The sequence below is a fragment of the Stenotrophomonas sp. G4 genome (assembly GCF_003428825.1).
In the GTDB taxonomy this organism is placed as follows: domain Bacteria; phylum Pseudomonadota; class Gammaproteobacteria; order Xanthomonadales; family Xanthomonadaceae; genus Stenotrophomonas; species Stenotrophomonas indicatrix.
In genome coordinates this window covers 1034455-1053487 of sequence record NZ_CP031741.1, presented here as the reverse complement: position 1 = coordinate 1053487, position 19033 = coordinate 1034455, and the positions used below count along the sequence as shown (strand labels likewise).

Sequence of the window (19033 nt, the reverse complement as noted above, 5' to 3'; positions counted from 1 at the left end):
GATTCCCATGGCAGCTGATTCCATCACCTTCATCGGCGGCGGCAACATGGCCCGCAGCCTGATTGCCGGCCTGATCCGGCAGGGCGTGCCGGCCGCGCACATCCACGTGGCCGAACCGGTGGCCGAACTGCGCGAAAAACTGGCTGCCGATTTTGGCGTGCAGACCCACGACAACGCGGCCGCTGCGGCGGCGCAGGGCAACACGTGGCTGCTGGCGGTGAAACCGCAGGTGCTGCGCGAGGTCTGCCAGTCACTGCAGGTGTTGGCGCAGGCACAGGAGCCGTTGGTGATCTCGATCGCCGCCGGCATCACCAGCCCGCAGCTGCAGCGCTGGTTGGGTGGCACGCTGCCGGTGGTGCGCGCGATGCCCAACACCCCGGCCCTGCTCGGTGCCGGGGTCACCGGCCTGTATGCCACGCCAGCGGTGGATGCGCAGCAGCATGCGCAGGCCGAACGCGTGCTGGCCAGCGCGGGACGCACAGTGTGGATCGACGACGAAGCGCAGATGGATTCGGTCACCGCCGTATCCGGCAGTGGCCCGGCCTATGTGTTCCTGCTGGCCGAAGCAATGGAAGCGGCCGGCATCGCGCAAGGCCTGCCTGCAGAAGCGGCGCGCACGCTGGTGGTGCAGACGCTGCTGGGCGCTTCGCGCATGCTGGACGAAGCCGGTGAAAGCCCAGCCGAACTGCGGCGCCGGGTGACCTCACCCAACGGCACCACCCAGGCGGCGATCGAGAGTTTCCAGGCCGACGGGTTTGAAGCGTTGGTGGACAAGGCACTGCGTGCGGCGCAGGTGCGTGGGCAGGAACTCTCTGCGGCCAATGATTGAAACAAGTGTGCTGACCAACGGTCGGCACCCACCGCCATCCACGCATGCGTGGATCTACGTGCCCAGCCTGGCCATGACGAAATCAACGAAACACTGCAGCCGTGGTCGTGGGCGACGGTCGGGCAGGTAGATCAGGTGCATCGGCCGTGGCTCGGGCAGATAGTCGCGCAGCAGTGGCTTCAATCGTCCCGCTGCGATTTCGCCGGCAAGCAGCGCGGTCGGCTGCAGCACCAGGCCCGCGCCTGCCACGGCTGCTTCGCGGAGCGCGTAGCCGTCATTGCTGGTCAACCGCGCTTCCCAATCGACCTGCTCGCCATTGGCCAGCTGCCAACCGTGACCGCCGCGCCAGGCCAGGTGGCTCAGGCAATCATGTCCTTCAAGATCGGCGGGCGTACGCGGCGTACCACGGCGGCGCAGGTACGACGGTGATGCACACAGACTCATCGCATACGGCGGCAGCGGCCGCGCCACCAGTTCCTGCGACGGCAGCGGACCGACGCGGATGGCTGCATCGAAGCCATCCTCGATCAGGTCGATGCGGCGATTGCTCAGGTCCAGCTCGATGTTCAGCAGCGGTTGTGCCCGCAGCAGCTCGCTCAACACGGGAGCCAGCACGCAGCTGCCCCAGGTGGTCGGCGCACTGACCCGCAACAGCCCGCGTGGCTGCACCTGCAGCCCGGCCACGTCCGCCTCGGCCTGCTGCACCTGTTCCAGCACCTGCCGGCAACCGGCCAGATAGGCAGTGCCGGCTTCGGTCAGGCGTTGGCGACGGGTGTTCCGCTGCAGCAGCGCGGTGCCCAGGTGCGCTTCCAGCTGCTGGATGTACTTGCCGACCATCACCGCCGAGACCTGCAGGTGGCTGGCGGCAGCGGAAAAACTACCGTGCTCGGCCACGGCGGCGAAGGCCTGCATGCAGCGCAAGGTATCCATTGCAAACCCATGGTTAGGAATATGCGAATCATACGCCGCTTACCAAACCAACCGGTGACAGCGCAGACTGCATCCATCCCCTCTCGCAAGGAGCTTTCATGAAGATTCTTCTCGTCGGTGCCAGCGGCACCCTCGGCCAGGCGGTCGCCCGCCACCTGGGCCAGCAGCACGACATCCTCGCTGCCGGCCGCCACAGCGGCAGCCTGCGCGTGGACCTCACCGACGACGCCAGCGTGCGCGAGCTGTTCGCGCAGACCGGCCCGGTCGATGCGGTGATCTCGACCACCGGCAAGCTGCATTTCGGCCCGCTGCAGCAGATGACACCCGAACAGTTCAACGTCGGCCTGCAGGACAAGCTGCTCGGCCAGGTGCGTCTTGCACTGGCCGCGCAGCACCATCTCAATGCTGGCGGCTCGATCACCCTGACCAGCGGCATCGTCAGCGCGCAGCCGATCCGCGATGGCGCCAACGCCACTGCCGTCAATCATGCGCTGGAAGGTTTCGTGCGGGCGGCGGCGCTGGAACTGCTGCCGCGCGGGCTGCGCATCAACGTGGTCAGCCCGAACGTGCTGGTGGAATCGATGGAAGCCTACGGCCCCTACTTCCCCGGCTTCGAAGCGGTGACCGCACAGCGCGCGGCGCTGGCCTTCCAGCGCGCGGTGGAAGGCATCCAGAGCGGCGAAACCATCACCGTCTGGTAACGCGCGTGCCGACCAGGGTCGGCACCCACCCGCACGGTCAGCCCCAGCGCATCGGGCCGTCGCCGCGCTCGCCGAGCACGTCATCCGGGTTGGCCAGGCGGCAACGCTTCAGTGACAGGCAACCGCAGCCGATGCAGCCGGTCAGCTCGTCGCGCAGCAGCTGCAGCATGTGGATGCGTTCCTCCAGCTCCACCTGCCAGCGTGCCGACAGCTTGGCCCAGTCGGCCTTGGTCGGCGCCCTCCCCTGCGGCAGGCTCTCGAACGCACGTGCCACTGCTTCCAGCGGCATGCCCACGCGTTGCGCCACACGGATCACCGCCAACCGGCGCAGTACGTCGCGGGCGTAGCGGCGCTGGTTACCCGACGTGCGCAGGCTGCTGATCAACCCCTTGCGCTCGTAGAAATGCAGCGCAGAGACGGCCACGCCGCTGCGACGGGCGACATCGCCGACGCTCATGTCCTGTGCCAGCATCGATTGACCTCAACTTTGGTTGAGGTGGCATGCTGCTACCATCGCCGCCAGATGACAAGCGCGGCCCGTCCGCCCCCGCAGGAACCCGATGCCCTCCCCCGCTGCCACGGCCGATCCGGTCGATTCCTCCATCCTGTCCGCGCGCTACCGCGCCACCACCCTGGGCATGGTCGCCCTGGTCTCCCTGCATGCCTTCGAGGCACTGGCGGTGGCCGCAGCAATGCCGACCGTGGCCGAGGCCCTGGACGGCCTGCGCCTGTATGCGTTGGCCTTCGGCGGCACCTTGGCCACCAGCGTGATCGGCATGACCCTGGCCGGCCGCTGGGCCGACCGCCACGGCCCCGCACGCCCGCTATGGTGGGGCCTGGCCTGCTTCGTGCTGGGCCTGCTGCTGGCGGGCTTCGCCCTGCGCATGGGCATGCTGGTGGCCGGACGCCTGCTGCAGGGCCTGGGCGCAGGCGCCATTTCGGTGTCGCTGTATGTGATGGTCGGCCGGACCTATCCCGAGCATCTGCGGCCGAAGGTCTTCGCCGCGTTCTCTGCCGGTTGGGTGGTGCCGTCGATGATCGGCCCCGCGCTGAGCGGTGTGATCGTGCAGCATCTTGGCTGGCGCTGGGTGTTCCTGGCGGTGCCGCTGCTGGCGATACCGGCCGGCCTGCTGCTGCGACCGGCGCTGGCGCGCATGCAGGCTGCAGCCACGGATGTTGCCGATGATGGCCGCGGCAACATCGTGCGCTGGGCCAGTGGCGCCTCCCTGGCTGCCCTGCTGCTGTATCTGGGCGGGCAACAGCAGGGCGTACCGGCGCTGCTGTGCATCGGCGTGGCGATGCTGGCGCTGCTGTTCTGCGTGCATCGCCTGTTGCCTGCCGGCACCCTGCGCCTGCGCCGCGGACTGCCCAGCGTGATCGCATTGCGTGGTGTGGCCGCTGCCGCGTTCTTCGCCTGCGAGGCCTACCTGCCCCTGCTGCTGCAGCGCGAGCGTGGGCTGTCACCCAGCTGGGCCGGTGCCGTGCTGAGCCTGGGCGCGCTGGGCTGGTTCACCGGCTCGTGGCTGCAGGGTCACCAGCAGCGTGGCTGGTCGCGCCAGCAACTGCTGCGCGTGGGCACACCGCTGATGACCGTGGGCATCGCCGCGACGCTGGCGGTGCTGTTCACTGCGGTGCCACTGCCGGTCGCCCTGGTCGGCTGGACACTGACCGGCTTCGGCATGGGCATGATCTACGCCAGCCTGTCGGTGCTGACGCTGTCACTGTCACCACCACACGAACAGGGTGCAAACACCTCGGCCCTGCAGTTGAGCGAAGCATTGTCGGTGACCACCGCACTGGCGGTATCCGGCGCGCTGTTCGCACTGTTCGTGGAAAGCGCCCCGCATACCGGTTACATCCTGTGCCTGGCCATCACCCTGGGCCTGGCGGTGTTCGCCACGGTGATCGCAAGGCGCGTGTAGACGCCCCGGAGAGCGTCCCGTTACGGCCTCGCCACCGTACCCACTTCATCGATGTCCTGGTGCAGGATGCGGCGCACTTCCAGCACCGCCTGCGGCGTCTCCTGCACGCTGTGGCCGGAGATGATCACCTTCTCCGACAACGCGCCCGGCAGGTGCGAGCTCCAGTACGGCACCAACCCATCGTCGGATTTCTCCACCGCCAGTTCCGGTTTGCGCTGGGCGATGATGGAGTGGTACTTCAGGCCCGGCGTGATCGGCAGCTGCGCAGCGGCTTTCACGAACGGGTCGCTGGCCTTGAGGTTGTCGATGCTGTTGGGAATCTTCGGCTTGGCCGTGCCATCGACCTGCTGCTCGGCCTGTGCCAGTGCCAGGAACACATCCTCGAACTTGCCGAGGATGGTCAGCGGCAGGCGCACCAGGCGGCCGATCAGGCGGCCGACCTTGTTGCCGGCGATGTCCGTGCCCTGGTGCGGGGCGGCGATGAAGATCGCACGCTCCACGTTCGGTTCGGCCTTGAAGTGCAGCAACGGACCCAGCTTGGACTGCACCCGCTTCAGGCGTTCGCCCTTCAGGTTGTAGTTGGCCAGCAGATCGTTCCACAGCACGTCGCCCGAGTCGCTGACCAGCAGGCGCGCCAGCACGCCCCCCATGCTGTGGCCGATGTAGACCATGTCCTTCGAGGCGCGCGTGCTGCCGTTGGGGTCGAAGTGCTGCAACGTGTCGTTGAATGCGTTGGCGATCTCGTAGCGGTTCAGCGCGATCGGCGCATTGGTCGGGTAGTACACCTGCCACACCTGGAACTGCTGGCGCAGTTCGGGGTCACCCATGATCTCGTTGGCCAGGTTCACCCACGCTTCCGGGCTGCTGCCCAGGCCATGCAGCATGAAGATGATGCGGCGGTTCGGATCCCATGGCTGCATCAGGTAGATGTGCGGCTCGCCGATGCCCTCGCTCATGCCGAACAGGGTACGCAGCGACTGCGTGGCGAACCCGCTCTGCGCCAACCACAGACCGTAGGCGGCGGTGAAGTTGCCCGCCAGCGGCACCTCTTCGCCATGCAGGGTGATGCGCTCGGTGGCCTCGGGCGAATAGCCATCCAGCAGCACCTGGCGGGTGCGCATCACGTCTTCCAGCGTGTTGCCTTCAAAACGCAGCAATGCCGTGACGTTGATCGAGGACATCTCGCTGTACTCGGGCACCGAATCATCGTGCTGGTGGCGGCGTCCGCGGCGGACGCCCTCCTCCTGCTCGTCCTTGGTGGCCTGCGCCTGTGCCGTTTCGGCCTTGGCCCCTTCCGCGGCGACGGCAGGCACCACCAGTTTCGGCGGGTCCATCACCATCACCAGCTCGGCGCCGAAACCATCGCGGCGATAGGTGCTGCGCATGCCGACGAAGCTGACGGTACCGGCCGGCACCAGCTGCTTGGGGATGCTTTTCAATGAAAGGCGCTGGAAATCGGAAGCCAGCGTCCAGCTGCCCGCCGACACCGGCTTGGTGTAGTCCTCGCCGGCCAATGCTGCGGCACGGGCACGCGCGAACAACACCACGGCAGCCTTCTCGGCAGCATAGTTGTAGTAATCGCGTACCTGCGTCTGCCGATCCTCGAACGCGCGATCGGAGGGCGAGCGCCCGCTGTAGAACAGATAGGCATAGCCATAGCGCGCCGCCTCCAGCCAAGCATCCAGCGCTGCATCGCTCATCGGCGGTTCGTTGGCCGCCTGCTTCTTCGGCGTCAATGCCAGAGCGGCCTTCACCCACAGCTCGGACAGCGTCGACAACCGCTGCTCGACGTTGAGGTCATCGGTCATCAACAGCGTGCTGCGGCAGACCAGGAAGTCCTTCTCGCACTGCGATTCGTCCAGCCCGGCCGCACTCAATGTCTCGCGCGAGGCGGGGCTGAGCTTGCCGGTGTTGAGCACATCGGCGCGCTTGTTGACCAGGTAATCGCTGGACGCCACCTGTTTGACGGTGACCATCGCGCAGCCGCTGCCGCCCAGCAGCAGGAAAGCAGCCAACAGCGCCGGCAGCGCGCGCTGCCAGCGGAACAGGATCATCGGGGTCATTGCTGCGGGTCCTGCTCGGTGCCAGGGATGCCCTGGCGGATCACGGTGGAGAAATCATCGTCGGGTGCCATCTTCAGCGCGCGCTCGGTGATGCGGCCCTTGGCATGCAGTTCGGCGTACGGCACGCCAGGCGTGAGCGCGCCCACCTCCTGCGCGTACTCGGCCAGGTAGCCCGAGGCCAGCAACCGGTAGTCCAGCGGCAGGCGCGGGGCGATATGCCGCGCCAGGTCGAAGACGATCGTGGTGCAGTTGCTGGTCAGCGTGTTGTAGAAGCCAGGTTTGGCGTCAAGCTGGCGTGCCTGATCGATGTAGGCAGCAAACAGGGTCTTGAGCTGGTTGCGATCCATGCCATGCAGGCGGTACAGGTAGACATCCTCGCCGCGTGCGTTGGTGCGGGTGCGGATGATGTCGGTTTCTTCGGACGCGACCAGCGTCATCTCGAACTTGCGGAAGAAGCCGCCCAGTGCGGAGAACGATTCACCACGCTCCTTGCGGATTTCCAGCGAGAACACCAGATGGCGCCCGTCCTCGAATCCGAACGAGACCAGGGTGTGGGCGATCGCCGGGCCCATCCAGTACGACAGCACCAGATCGGCCGAACGCAACTGGTCGAGGTCGTAGCTGCGGCGCACCCAGCGCGCGTCGTAGTCGGTCTCGGTGCGCCAGGTGAAATCGCGCACGTTGTCCAGCACCACGTGGCGGCCATCGAAGGATTCCACGTGCAGGCGCTGCGCCACGTCATCGGCCCAGTCGCGGTCCTGGCGCGGGGTCAGCAGCAGCCACCACAGCCCCGCCAGCGCCAGAGCGCCGGCAAAGGCCGCCCACAGCCGGCGCGTGCCACGGCCGCGCGCCACCTGCCACGCCGCCCAAGCGGCGGCCAGCAGCCACAGCATCGCCGCGGTCACGCCCAGCCAGCCCGGCCCGGACATCTGGTAGGTCAGCAGACCGGCCACCCACAGCGCCAGCAGCACCATCACACATCCTGTTATCCATCGTCCTGCAGCTTTCACTGGCATCCTGTCGGGGTCCCGGGGCGGCATAGTTAGCCACAAGCCGCCTCACGGCGACATCCATGACGGTTCAGGCTGGCGCCTGCGGGCGCATACTGGCGTCAACCAAGGGTACACAGGGAGCGAGGATGGGCATCACCACCGTGGCCGGCGTCGCCGTGCAGGCGCAGCATCGGGCCAGCTGTCATTGCGGCACCGTCGAGCTGCTGCTGGACCTGCCCGAGGGCATCGTCGACCCGCGCCGCTGCGACTGTTCGATGTGCCGGCGCCGCGGCGCCATCGCCGCCAGCGTGGCCGAAGACGGGCTGCATATCGTGCGTGGCCAGGCCCATCTGCGCCTGTACCAGAGTTCAACACCCACGTAGCCGAGCACTACTTCTGCGACGTCTGTGGCATCTACACGCACCACCGCCGGCGCTCCAACCCGGACCAGTACGGCTACAACGTGGCCTGCCTGGAAGGCATCGATCCGTTCGCGCTGGGAACCGTTCCGGTCAGCGACGGGGTCAACCACCCCTCTGATCGCACCGGTTAGTGGCGGCTGCGCCGGGGTGGCGGCGCGATCTTCTGCCAGGGGGCCATGCTGGCCCGGCCGACGCGCAACGGACGCTTCAACGGCGTTCGACGCGCGGGCAGGTCCGCTGCAGGCGGCAGCGTCGCGGCGGGCAGCGCAGGGCGCGAGGGCCAGAGTCGGTCAAGCAACCACATGGCTGGTCTCCGTGGGGGACGGGGACGATCAACCCTACCGATGCCCGGGCCAAGACCGGGTGATGGCGCTGCGGCAGGCAGGTGACAGCCAGGCACATTCCCCATGAAGCAGGACCTGGGCACGCGACTGTTCCACCGCACCACGCGCCGTATGCACCTCACCGACGAAGGCGACCTGCTGCTGCAGCGCTGCCGCCGGGCATTGGATGAACTATCCGAGGCCCAGGCGGATCTTGCGCAACGCCAACTCGCTCCCCGCGGCCTGCTGCGGATTGGCCTGCCCACCATCGGCTACCGTTTTCTGCTGCCGGTGCTGCCCGCCTTCCAGCAGCGCTACCCGCAGGTGCAGTTGGAACTTGATTTCAATGACCGCCTCGTGGATGTAGTCAGCGAAGGGCTGGATGCGGTGATACGCAGCGGTGAACTGGCCGATTCCAGCCTGATGTCGCGTCGGCTCGGCAGCTTCCACTTCGTGCTGTGCGCAGCGCCGGTGTACCTGCGAACGCATGGCGGGCCTCAGTCGCTGCCGGAACTGCATTCACTGCAGGCGCTGCGTTTCCGCTTCCCGACCACCGGCACACTGCAGCCCTGGAGCCTGCCCGGCGTGAATGGCGATGCCGGCGCTGCTCTGGCTACGGCAATGACCTGCAACAACATGGAAGCGCTGCTGGCCGCTGCGATCGGTGCCATGGGCGTGGCCTGGATGCCTGATTTCCTGGCGGCCGAAGCACTGGCCGATGGCCGGCTGCAGCAGGTGCTGCCGATGCTGGAAAGGCAGCACGGACAATTCTCACTGCTGTGGCCGGGCAATCGCCACCCCAGCGCGCGCCTGCGGGTGTTCATCGATTACATGGCCGAACATCTGTTCACCCGTCCCCGTTGAGCAGAAAGATGCACCGCCCGCCGCCGCTCTCCATGCACGACGCGCATTGCCACCCCCGAGGCAAGCGCCATCAGCGCACTCGTGGCTGACCACGAACGGGCGGCGGGCGATGCGGGTTGGCGTACCGGACAACTCTGGGACTGACCGGCGGATCATTGTGATCCCCACACATCGCCCACCACGGACAGCAGGTCACGAGATCCGCAGGCGCCATCCGTGCGCCTGCCGATCACGTGCCAGAGTTGATTATGGGACGCCAATCCCAGCCGGCCGATGATGGCCGACGGGGACATGCTGAGTGCTGTCGCCGAGGCGGTGTGTAGGGGTTATCCGCGCCCGCGCCTCAGGCTTGCCGCAGGTGCGATTTTCAAGGGCAGAACTGCAGGACGAGTCACACTCCGCAGGCATGCACGACGCCGATCAGCGTCGCACCACTGCACGCAGCACAGATGCTCAGCTGGCAATCACGACACTACCGGTTGCGCTGCCATCGCCAGGAAATTCTGCAGCACCGGCGCAGGCGATTCCGGTCGCATGCAGAACTGCAGTTCGAACGCAGCGTTGCCGCCATCCAGCGGCCGATAGACGATTTCTTCGGGACGGAACCCGGCCATGCTGGCCGGCACGATTGCTACGCCCGCTTCCACGGCCACCAGCGACAGCACTGCGTGCATGCCCTGCGCTTCCTGCACGACCCGTGGCGTGAAGCCGGCAGCAGTACACAGGCCCAGCACCTGCGCGTGGAAGCCGATGCCTTCGGCCGACGGCCATGAAACGAACGGCTCGTCCACCAGCGCGGCGACATCCAGCCGTAGCCGTGCGGCCAGCCGATGCGCGCGCGGCAGGGCAATGGCCAGTCGATCATAGTCGAACGCCTGCAGATGCAGCTCTGCGGAAATGATCGGCGGAATCAGGATGCCCAGGTCGATGCGCCCCTCGCGCAGCCACTGTTGCTGCTGCCGCGAGGTGGCTTCGTGCAGATGCAGCTGCACCTGCGCAAACGCATGGCGGAACTGGCGGATCAGTGCCGGCAGGCGCCCGTAGAGTGCGCTGCCGACATAGCCGACGCGCAGGCTGCCGGTCTGCCCTGCCGCCGCTTCCCGCGTGCGCTGCAGCGCCTGTTCGGCGTGCTGCAGGGTTGCACGCGCCTCCACCAGCAGCGTCTGCCCCGCTGCGGTCAGGCCCAGCGTGCGGTTGCCGCGTACGATCAGCCCGGTACCCACCTCGTCTTCCAGGCGCCGCATCGCCGCCGTCAATGGCGGCTGCGACATGTGCAGGCGTGCAGCAGCGCGATGGAAGTGCAGTTCTTCGGCCACCGCCACGAACTGGCGGAGCAGGCGCAGATCGATCATTTCATCGCAGGCAGGTGGAGACCTGCCTAGGGTACGCGTTCAACCGCGCGCGTCGACACTCGGCCGTGCAATGACCGGCCACTGCAGGGCCACCGATTCGATGCTGTCCGCTGCCACCGCACGCAGGTCGCGCGGATAGGCCACGTGTTCGGCTTCCTGCAATCGCAATGCATGGAACTGGCCGTTGCTGGCCCGCAGGGTCCAGCCCCCCTGCCGGCACCGCGTAGAGGCAAGGAAGGCGACCCCGGGTGCCACCGCCTCTGGATGCAGTTCATCCGGTTCCCCGTCGATGCCCCACATGCGGGTCTTGGCCACCGGCGACACCGCGTTGACCACGATGCCATGCTCGGCGCCTTCCATGGCCAGCACATTGACCAGCCCCTGCGCAGCCAGCTTGGCCATCGCGTAGCCGCACAGGCCGCGCTGCGCATACTGCGGGTACAGCGCGCGATCGGAGGTGGTCAGCACGATGCGGCCGCCGCCGGCAGCACGCATCGCAGGCCATGCCGCCTGTGCCAGCCACAGTGGTGTCTTCGCCGCCAGGCACAGCATCTGCTCCAGCGCATCGTCTTCCACCATTTCAATACCGGCGTAGGCCACCCAGCCGGCGTTGTGGATGATGAAGTCCAGGCGACCATGCCGCTGCAGGATGTCCTGCACGAGCCCGTGGCAACCGCTGCGCTGGTTGATGGGGCCGCTGGCGGCTTCGACCGGCAGGCACTGGGCATGCAGTGCCGCCACCGCCTGGGCGATGCGCTGCGGATCGGTACCCGTGCCGTCCGTCGCGGCGCCCACGTCATGCATCACCACGTGCGCGCCACGCTGGGCCAGCAGGCGGCTGTAGGCCAGGCCGAGGCCACCGGCGGCACCGGTTACCAGGCCCACCTGGCCTTCGAACGAGATACTGGAACTGGGTTTCATCGGCACAGCTTCAACCAAGCGCGCCGGCCCCGGCCAATACTGTTGGCGGCACGCCACGATACGCCGACGCTATCGCGCGTCATCGGCTGAAGCGGCGGGCGCCGGCCACGCAGATCACCGCTGCCACGGTCACCAGCAACATGCCGGCGCTGACGGTCTCGTGCAGCAGCAGCGCCGCCAGCGCCAGGCCGAAGAACGGCTGCAGCAGCTGCAGCTGGCCGACCGCAGCGATACCGCCCTGGGCCAGGCCGCGATACCAGAACAGGAAACCGACCAGCATGCTGAACACCGCCACGTACCCCAGCGCCCACCAGGCCGACGCGGCGACCGCCGTGAACGAGGACGGGCGCATTGCCACCATCAGCGGCAGCATCACCGGCAATGCCAGCAGCAGCGCCCAGCTGATCACCTGCCAGCCACCCAGATGCCGGGCCAGGCGGCCGCCCTCGGCATAGCCGAGTCCGCACACCACGATCGCTGCCAGCATCAACAGGTCGGCCTGCAGTGAGGCTTCGATGCCGTTGCGCGCGGCGTAGCCGACCACACAGGCGCTGCCCAGCAGCGAGAACACCCAGAACGCCGGGCGTGGCCGGTCACCGCCGCGCAGGACGCCGAATACCGCCGTGCTCAGCGGCAACAACCCAAGGAACACGATGGTATGTGCCGAGGAGGCGTGGCGCAGGGCAAGCGCGGTCAGCAACGGGAAGCCCACCACCACGCCCAGGCTGACCAGCACCAGACCGGGCAGATCGCTTCTGACCGGGCGCGGCTGGCGCAATGCCAGCAGCAGGACCAGCCCCAGCAACGCGGCGATGCTGGCGCGCGCGGCGGTGACGAAGCTGGCGTCCAGCTCCATCACTGCCAGGCGGGTGGCCGGCAACGAGCCGGCGAAGATCACCACACCGATGAAGCCATTGATCCACCCGCTTGCCGACCGTTCCACACCCTGCTCCAGAAATGCCGGGCAATGGCCGGCCGTGCCCGTCATTGGGCCACCGGGCACGGGCGATACACAGCTACAATCCAGTACAGTCACAAGTAACTGTACTGCCCACAATCCCCTTACAGTCACGCGCATGTCCCGACCGCCCAGCCGCATCGACAGCGTCATCCACGCCGTCCGCTCCCGCATCAGTTCGCGCCTGGATGGCCCGGGCAGCCGCCTGCCCTCGGTGCGCGCGCAGGCCACGGCGATGGGCGTTTCCGTGTCCACCGTGGTCGAGGCCTACGAACGCTTGGCCGCCGAAGGCGTGATCGCCGCGCGCGCCGGCTCCGGCTTCTACGTGGCTGGCCCGGCGGCACCACTGGCGCTGGCGGAAATGGAACCGCGGCTGGATCGCGCGGTGGACCCGCTGTGGGTATCACGGCAATCGCTGGAAACCCCGCCGGGACACCTCAAGCCTGGCTGCGGCTGGATGCCCAGCGACTGGCTGTACCACGATGGCCTGCGCCGCGGCCTGCGCCGCATGGCCCGCGCCGACTCCGCGCAGCTGGTGGACTATGCAGGACCGCTGGGCCTGCCGGCATTGCGACAGACACTGCAGCGACGCGCGGCCACGCTGGGCATCGACGCGTCGATGGAGCAGTTGCTGCTGGCCGAATCGGGGACGCACGCGGTCGACCTGATCTGCCGCTTCCTGCTGAAGCCCGGTGACTGCGTGCTGGTCGACGACCCGAGCTATTTCAATTACCACGCGATGTTGAAGGCCCATCAGGTGCAGGCCATCGGCATACCGTACACGCACACCGGGCCGGACCTGCAGGTGTTTGCCAGCGCGCTGCAGGAACACGCGCCACGCCTGTACATCACCAACGCCGGGCTGCACAACCCGACCGGCGCGGTGCTGTCGGCGACCACCGCACACCGCCTGCTGGGCCTGGCCGAACACAGCGAACTGATCATCATCGAAGATGACATCTTCGCCGACTTCGAACTGCGCCCGGCGCCTCGGCTGGCGGCCCTGGATGGATTGTCGCGGGTGATCCATGTCGGCAGTTTCTCCAAGACCATTTCCGCGGCATCGCGCTGCGGCTACATCGCCGCGCGCCCGGACTGGATCGAGGCACTGACCGATCTGAAGCTGGCCACCAGCTTCGGCGGTGGGCACCTGGCGGCGAACCTGATGCAGATCGCACTGACCGACAGTGGCTACCGCCGCCACATGCAGGCGGTGCGCACGCGCCTGGCCGATGCGCGCAAGCACACGCTGCGGCAGGTGCAGAAGCTGGGCATCACGCCATGGCTGCAACCCGATGCAGGGCTGTTCCTGTGGTGCCAGCTGCCCGATGGCCGCGATGCATCGGCGGTGGCCAGGCGGTGCCTGCGCGAAGGCGTCGTGGTGGCGCCGGGCAATGCCTTCAGCCAGTCGCAGCGGGCTGCCGACTACGTGCGCTTCAATGTGTCGCAGTGCCAGGACCCGAAGATCTGGCAGGTGCTTGGGAAGGCGTTGCGATGAGCTGGTAATGCGCCACAAGCGCATCCACCACCACGCGTACGCCCGGCAACTGTCCGCGACGATGCGGTAGCAGCACACTGGTGGTCACCTCGCCGGCATGCCAGGCCGGCAACACCTGTTGCAGCCGGCCGGCGGCGATGGCCGCTGCACACAGGCTGTGGGGCAGCACGGTGATGCCAAGACCCGCCTCGGCCGCGGCGATCAGCAGCTGCGACTCATTCCCGACCAGAGCCACGCGTGGCTCCACCTGCACACTGCGAGCGCCGGCACCCTGCAGCGTCCAGCGCGTTGCGTGGCGCGCGGTCAGAAGGCCGGCATGCGTGCATAGCTGTTCCGGGAAGTCCAAGGCGGGCGCGTTGGCCAGATAGCCCGGCGAGGCCACCAGCACGATGCGCTCGCTGCCGAGTGATCGCTGCACCAGCCCGGAATCCGGCAGCGGACCGAAGTGGCTGCGCAGGGCGATGTCGATGCCCTCCTGCGCCAGATCGATGAAGCGATCACTGACTTCCACTTCGATGCGAAGACGCGGGAAGCGGCGCGCAAGCGCAGGCAGACAGACAGCGAGCTGGCCCTGCACCACCGGAATGGAGGCGCTGATGCGCACGGTGCCGCTGGGTTCGGCCTGGCGGTTGCGGACAATGGCTTCGGCCGCCTCCACCTCAGACAGGGCCGCGCGCGCACGCTCGAAGAATTCCTGGCCAACTTCGGTCAACGCGAAGCGGCGCGAACTGCGCTGCAGCAGGCGCACGTCAAGTCGTTCTTCCAGCAACGCCACGCGCTTGCTCAGGGTCGAGCGCGGCAGGCCCAGATGGCGACCACCGGCAGCGAAACCGCCCTGCTCCACCGCCGTGACGAACAATGCCAGATCGTTGAGGTTGAGCATGCGCAATGTCCACACGTGTGGACTTCAGGATGCCATTCGGACGGCTTCCGGGGCAATGTCCACGCAGGCACGCTTTCCTCACCCGCCGCATCGCGGCTTGAACCGGAAACCTGCCATGACCCCGATCCTCTTCTACGGCGTACCCTCGGGCTGCTCGTTCGGCTCCATCGTCGCCCTGGAATGGCTGCGCCAGCCTTACCACTTGTGCCGCATCGATATGCCAGGCCAAGTGCAGGGCGAAGACTACCGCCGCCTCAATCCACTGGGCGAAACCCCGACCCTGCGCACCGCGCAGGGCGAACTGTTCAGCGAGAGCCTGGCCATCCTCAACCACCTGGCCGCGAAGGGCATCATGCAGGGGCTGGGCTTCGCACAGGGCACGTCCGGCTTCGACCGCCTCAACCACCGGCTGGCCTATCTCAACACCAGCTTCTTCGGTGCCTACGCGCCGCTCTGGCATGCGCTCGAACACGCCGAGGGTACCGAGGGCGAGGCGCTGCGTGCCTATGGCACGGCCAAGGTGCGCCACGCCCACCAGGCGCTGGAGCAGATGATTGGCAGCAGCCCGTGGCTGCTGGGCGAGCAACGCAGCTTCGCCGACGCCTACTTCGCCGGCATCGCCCGCTGGAACGACTATCACCAGGTGGTCGACCGCCGCGAGTTCCCCAGGGTGCAGCAGCTGTTCGAGCGCCTGCAGGACGACGCCGGCGTGCAGTTCGCCCACGCCATCGAAGCGCAGCGACCGGCAGCCAGCAGCGGCGGCTTCCTCGGCGAGGTGCAACTGCACGACGTGCTTGAGGCCGCCACGGCCTGAGCCCGGTCCTGACTGTGCGGCAGCGACGCGCAATGCCTCTTGCGCGCCTTGCTACAGTGGCCTGTCCCCTGCCGCAGGAATCCGCGCATGTCCTCGTTCTCCGATCCGCAGGCAGTGGCCCGCTATGCCGAAGCGCCACTGCGCCAGGTGCCTGGCTTCCTCGCGTTGCAGCAGATGAGCCGCCTGCTGCTGGCCGAACGCGTGCCTGCACACGGCCGCGTGCTGGTGCTCGGTGCCGGGGGCGGGCTGGAGCTGAAAGCCTTCGCCGAAGCGCAGCCGGGCTGGCAGTTGCTGGGCGTGGACCCCGCCGCGCCGATGCTGGCCCTGGCCGAGCAGACACTGGGTCCGTTGAACGCACGCGTCGAACTGCTGGAAGGCTACATCGACGATGCCCCGGACCTGCGCTTCGATGGAGCCAGCTGCCTGCTGACCCTGCACTTCCTCGATGCCGCGCAGCGCCTGCACACGCTGCGCGAGCTGCGGCAACGACTACGCCCGGGCGCGCCGCTGGTGGTGGCCCACCACAGCGTGCCGCAGGACGCAGACGGCAAGCATCGCTGGCTGCAGCGCTACGCCGCGTTCGCCGAAGCCTCCGGCGTTCCCCGTGCCGATGCGCAGCGCGCGGTCGCTGCCATCGCCGAGCGCCTGCCACTGCTCTCGCCCGAGCAGGAAGTGGCGTTGCTGCAGGAGGCCGGCTTCGAGAACGTGGAACTGTTCTACGCCGGTTTCAGTTTCAAGGGATGGGTGGCCCAGGTGCCGGCCACACCGGCGTAGCGTTGCGAGGCGGACTCAGGGCACCACGGTAATACCGATGCGCTGCATCAGCAGCGCCACCTGCTGCACGTCCAGGGTGGCGCCACGCAGGTTGGTGCTGCGCAGGTCCAGTTCACCCAGCTCCGAACCGGTCAGGTTGCAATCGGTGAAATTGGCCGCATTCCAGTCGATGCCCTCGAACTGGCCGCCGGACAGGTCCGACCCTGCGAAACTGGCGCCGCTCACGTTGGCTCCGTCCCAGCGGTTTTCCCACAGCTCGCACTTCTCCAACGTCACCCGCGAGAAGTTGGCATAGCGCAGGTTGGATTTCTTGATGAAGGCACTGCAGAACCAGCTGCGCGTGGTGACCTGGTTCATGAAACCGGCGTTGCTGAAATCGGCGCCCTGCGCGCGGCACTCGCTGATTTCCAGTCCCAGCGCCTTGATGAAGTTGAAGTTGCACAGGCTGATGTCGCACTGGCGGAAGCTGGCTTCCTTCAACGTGGCGCCACTGAAACGACACCCGGTACGCGTGTCGGCGTCGTAGAAACCGCAGTTGACGAACTCGGTGGCAGTGAGGTCCGCGCCGGAGAAATCACAGTCATGGAACTGCTGGTCGACCACCTTCTGGCCGGTGAACTGATCCACGCCGATGCGCAGCTTGTGGTGAACAGTGGCGGACATGCAGGGTTCCGTGACGGGTGCCGCGACATGATGCCGCGTCCGACGGACATGCGGTAGAACCCGCAGACACCCCGGTTCACGACAGCTGCAGCCGGGATGTGTACAAGCGAAGCGCGTGGGCCGCTGAACCTCTCTGACGGATTCATCGCCATGCCTCGCGTGGATCCTCTGCGGGCGTCAACCCAGGTCATGCAGCTGTCGCGTTGACCCCGGCTCGCACCGATCAACACCACCGCCCTCGCCAAGGTCAGTGATCAGCGCCACATCCGGGCCGTGCCATTCATCACGCCCGGTTTGAGGAGCGAAGTATCCCTACCCTCCTTCACGTGCCGGCAGGCGCATCAAGGGGCACCGGCATGTTCCCCGCCGGCGACCTGTCCCACACGAGGAGCCCCGATGAAACCAACGCCACTGGCCCTGGCCGCAGCGCTGTGCGTGTTTACAGCGCATGCCAGGCAGGACGATGACTGCCCGAGCGATGCACAGATGATCGCCACCCTGTCCTACGCAGAGCTTGACCGCTATGAAGCGGACATGCGCAATGACGAACCGCCGTTCGAGGAGCTGTGCAAGGACGCCACCGACAAGGACGAAGAGGACGCTGCGGGGTCACGGCGCCACTACTGCATCAAGCGCACGGCGCGCTACGTGTCCTACAACACCGACATCGGCGCAGAGGAGTATTCGGACGTCACGATGTATGACTACGCCTACCTTCCACGCACAGGCACCACGTGGACGCACCGTGTGCGCGTGGTGATCCAGGATGTTCTGGGCGAGGCATCCAGGGGACTGACGATGGCGCCCTTCCTGTTCTGTGGCAGCTGCACCGACAAGCAGCAGTTCCAGATGATCGGCCTCGGAGGTCAGGGTACCTATGACTTCACCGCAACGTTGAGCATGGACACCGACGACGGGCGGACCAGCCAGAACACGCAGCTGATCCTGACCCGGTTCAACGTGGAGCAGACGCTGATCGAGATGTCGGCGCCGGAAGTGCGATGCGAGAGGCTGGCAAACAGTCACTCCGGCTGCCGGCACGCGGATTATCCGGGCGTTCTGGAGCTCAGCCTTTCGGACCCGGATGTTGATGAATCCGCTGCTCATATTCTTGCGGCGCAGGCCGCACTGCCCAACAACATCGGACGCTGGGATCCTGATGCTTCACTGCGGGGGAAGGCAATGACTCGTGTGCGAAGCAATGAAATAAGAAGGGCGAACAGGAACACAAGCAAAACGCTTTGCGAGCAGAGGTTTCCAGGTCAGCCAGGTGCTGGCAAGGACTGCGATGAGTACCCCTTCGCATCGACCTATCAGGGTGCGAGTCTCGTACAGGAAGATCAGATGTCCGTCCGATATCTTGACTCCTCGGACAACCGCCGCGTTGGCGGAAAACTGGGCGAGTTCTACTGTGGAACCGACCGCATCATCGACGGCGAGGAATTCTGGCTGAGGATCACCCCATGAACGGGCAGACGAAGCACCTGAAGGCACCAGCTGACGTAGATGAGTGGCTCGACCTACTCACGCAGCTCAATCAAGGAATCCTTTCCACACTGGAGGAACGGCTTGCTGCACCTCATTTCGACATGGGCATGCAACCCTTCGCCGAGCAGTACCCGGACAGTCCGCTGGCAGACGTCGCTCGGCGCGCACTCACCGGAACCATCGATTGGTGTGGTGTACCCGGCGCCAGCGAGCAGGCCATTGTTGATGCGGAGAAACGCCTGGGGGTCAGATTGCCAAAAAGCTATCGCGACTTCCTGAAGGTCAGCAATGGCTTCGCGCTGCCGGGACGCTTCGTGGACATCCTGCTGCCCGTCGAACTGATCCGCCCATTCGGGCAGGACAACGAGGAGATCGTGCAGATCCGTCGGGAACTGGTTGTAGATCCGGTGGTGGATGCGTTCCAGTACCACCTGGACCGCGCCATACAGGTAAGTGGCACGCCGCAGATGGGCGATGACTTCTTCCTGCTGGATACCTATCACTCCACAGCGCTGAATGAATGCGATGCGCATGTCTACAGCCGTGTCGATATCGATTGGTACGCCTCATTTGGGCATCTGATGCTGGAGGAAAGCAACTCCACTCTGTAGCGCTGAAGCACCCTCCTTCGGGAGG

General features: G+C 66.6%; 18 protein-coding genes and 1 pseudogene. 10 read left to right on the top strand and 9 right to left on the bottom strand.

What is annotated here, in order from left to right:
• Window positions 1-7: 7 nt before the first annotated feature.
• Window positions 8-829 (top strand): pyrroline-5-carboxylate reductase, encoded by an 822-nt coding sequence (gene proC / locus D0Y85_RS04815; protein WP_117309691.1) that lies wholly within the window; start codon window positions 8-10, stop codon window positions 827-829.
• A 54-nt stretch (window positions 830-883) separates the two neighbouring features.
• Here proC and D0Y85_RS04810 read toward each other — a convergent pair whose 3' ends face one another.
• Window positions 884-1759: a LysR family transcriptional regulator gene (locus tag D0Y85_RS04810; protein ID WP_117309690.1), complete on the bottom strand. Its 876-nt coding sequence runs from the start codon at window positions 1757-1759 to the stop codon at window positions 884-886.
• Window positions 1760-1857: 98 nt separating this feature from the next.
• Between D0Y85_RS04810 and D0Y85_RS04805 the strand changes: the two genes are divergently transcribed.
• Window positions 1858-2460 carry a short chain dehydrogenase gene (locus D0Y85_RS04805; RefSeq protein ID WP_025874043.1) on the top strand — a complete coding sequence of 201 codons (603 nt, stop codon included), beginning with the start codon at window positions 1858-1860 and terminating at the stop codon, window positions 2458-2460.
• A 37-nt stretch (window positions 2461-2497) separates the two neighbouring features.
• Here D0Y85_RS04805 and soxR read toward each other — a convergent pair whose 3' ends face one another.
• Window positions 2498-2932 carry a redox-sensitive transcriptional activator SoxR gene (gene soxR, locus D0Y85_RS04800; protein ID WP_032951587.1) on the bottom strand — a complete coding sequence of 145 codons (435 nt, stop codon included), beginning with the start codon at window positions 2930-2932 and terminating at the stop codon, window positions 2498-2500.
• Window positions 2933-3020: 88 nt separating this feature from the next.
• Here soxR and D0Y85_RS04795 point away from each other — a divergent pair, with 88 nt between their 5' ends.
• On the top strand, window positions 3021-4382 hold the full coding sequence (locus D0Y85_RS04795) for an MFS transporter (RefSeq protein ID WP_099783070.1): 1362 nt from the start codon (window positions 3021-3023) through the stop codon (window positions 4380-4382).
• Window positions 4383-4402: 20 nt separating this feature from the next.
• Here the strand turns inward: D0Y85_RS04795 and D0Y85_RS04790 are convergent, their stop codons facing one another.
• Together D0Y85_RS04790 and D0Y85_RS04785 are read right to left on the bottom strand one after the other, a co-directional pair.
• The gene (locus D0Y85_RS04790; RefSeq protein ID WP_117309689.1) at window positions 4403-6445 is read right to left on the bottom strand and encodes an alpha/beta fold hydrolase; all 2043 of its coding nucleotides are present in this window, start codon (window positions 6443-6445) and stop codon (window positions 4403-4405) included.
• Window positions 6442-7419, bottom strand: a complete 978-nt coding sequence (locus D0Y85_RS04785; protein ID WP_117309688.1) for a DUF4105 domain-containing protein — start codon at window positions 7417-7419, stop codon at window positions 6442-6444. Before D0Y85_RS04785 ends, D0Y85_RS04790 begins: the two co-directional genes overlap by 4 nt.
• A 164-nt stretch (window positions 7420-7583) precedes the next feature.
• On the opposite strand from D0Y85_RS04785, the pseudogene D0Y85_RS04780 reads away from it, so the two are divergent.
• Together D0Y85_RS04780 and D0Y85_RS04775 are read left to right on the top strand one after the other, a co-directional pair.
• Window positions 7584-7990: pseudogene (locus D0Y85_RS04780) on the top strand (GFA family protein).
• Window positions 7991-8266: 276 nt separating this feature from the next.
• Window positions 8267-9046, top strand: a complete 780-nt coding sequence (locus D0Y85_RS04775) for a LysR substrate-binding domain-containing protein (protein WP_117309687.1) — start codon at window positions 8267-8269, stop codon at window positions 9044-9046.
• A 464-nt stretch (window positions 9047-9510) separates the two neighbouring features.
• Here D0Y85_RS04775 and D0Y85_RS04770 read toward each other — a convergent pair whose 3' ends face one another.
• The 3 genes from D0Y85_RS04770 to D0Y85_RS04760 all read right to left on the bottom strand — a co-directional run bounded on the left by D0Y85_RS04770 (window position 9511) and on the right by D0Y85_RS04760 (window position 12262).
• The gene (locus D0Y85_RS04770) at window positions 9511-10398 is read right to left on the bottom strand and encodes a LysR family transcriptional regulator (protein WP_117309686.1); all 888 of its coding nucleotides are present in this window, start codon (window positions 10396-10398) and stop codon (window positions 9511-9513) included.
• A 39-nt stretch (window positions 10399-10437) separates the two neighbouring features.
• A complete protein-coding gene (locus D0Y85_RS04765) occupies window positions 10438-11319 on the bottom strand; it encodes an SDR family oxidoreductase (RefSeq protein ID WP_117309685.1) in 882 nt (293 codons plus the stop codon).
• A gap of 79 nt (window positions 11320-11398) precedes the next feature.
• A complete protein-coding gene (locus tag D0Y85_RS04760; protein WP_025874055.1) occupies window positions 11399-12262 on the bottom strand; it encodes a DMT family transporter in 864 nt (287 codons plus the stop codon).
• 133 nt (window positions 12263-12395) lie between these two features.
• Between D0Y85_RS04760 and D0Y85_RS04755 the strand changes: the two genes are divergently transcribed.
• Complete coding sequence (locus D0Y85_RS04755; RefSeq protein ID WP_117309684.1) at window positions 12396-13775, top strand: PLP-dependent aminotransferase family protein; 1380 nt, start codon at window positions 12396-12398, stop codon at window positions 13773-13775.
• Here the strand turns inward: D0Y85_RS04755 and D0Y85_RS04750 are convergent.
• Complete coding sequence (locus D0Y85_RS04750) at window positions 13714-14658, bottom strand: LysR substrate-binding domain-containing protein (protein WP_117309683.1); 945 nt, start codon at window positions 14656-14658, stop codon at window positions 13714-13716. The two genes, D0Y85_RS04755 and D0Y85_RS04750, sit on opposite strands and share 62 nt — an antisense overlap.
• Before the next feature lie 115 nt (window positions 14659-14773).
• Between D0Y85_RS04750 and D0Y85_RS04745 the strand changes: the two genes are divergently transcribed.
• Together D0Y85_RS04745 and D0Y85_RS04740 are read left to right on the top strand one after the other, a co-directional pair.
• Entirely contained in the window at window positions 14774-15472 is a 699-nt protein-coding gene (locus D0Y85_RS04745) for a glutathione S-transferase family protein (protein ID WP_117309682.1), read from the top strand.
• Between the two features lie 87 nt (window positions 15473-15559).
• The gene (locus D0Y85_RS04740; RefSeq protein ID WP_117309681.1) at window positions 15560-16246 is read left to right on the top strand and encodes a methyltransferase; all 687 of its coding nucleotides are present in this window, start codon (window positions 15560-15562) and stop codon (window positions 16244-16246) included.
• Window positions 16247-16261: 15 nt separating this feature from the next.
• Here the strand turns inward: D0Y85_RS04740 and smqnr are convergent, their stop codons facing one another.
• The gene (gene smqnr / locus D0Y85_RS04735) at window positions 16262-16909 is read right to left on the bottom strand and encodes a SmQnr family pentapeptide repeat protein (protein WP_117309680.1); all 648 of its coding nucleotides are present in this window, start codon (window positions 16907-16909) and stop codon (window positions 16262-16264) included.
• 396 nt (window positions 16910-17305) lie between these two features.
• Here smqnr and D0Y85_RS04730 point away from each other — a divergent pair, with 396 nt between their 5' ends.
• Both D0Y85_RS04730 and D0Y85_RS04725 read left to right on the top strand, forming a co-directional pair.
• Window positions 17306-18376 (top strand): NucA/NucB deoxyribonuclease domain-containing protein, encoded by a 1071-nt coding sequence (locus D0Y85_RS04730; RefSeq protein ID WP_117309679.1) that lies wholly within the window; start codon window positions 17306-17308, stop codon window positions 18374-18376.
• Window positions 18373-19008: an SMI1/KNR4 family protein gene (locus D0Y85_RS04725; protein ID WP_205420734.1), complete on the top strand. Its 636-nt coding sequence runs from the start codon at window positions 18373-18375 to the stop codon at window positions 19006-19008. The genes D0Y85_RS04730 and D0Y85_RS04725 overlap by 4 nt, the downstream gene beginning before the upstream one ends.
• Window positions 19009-19033 lie beyond the last annotated feature (25 nt).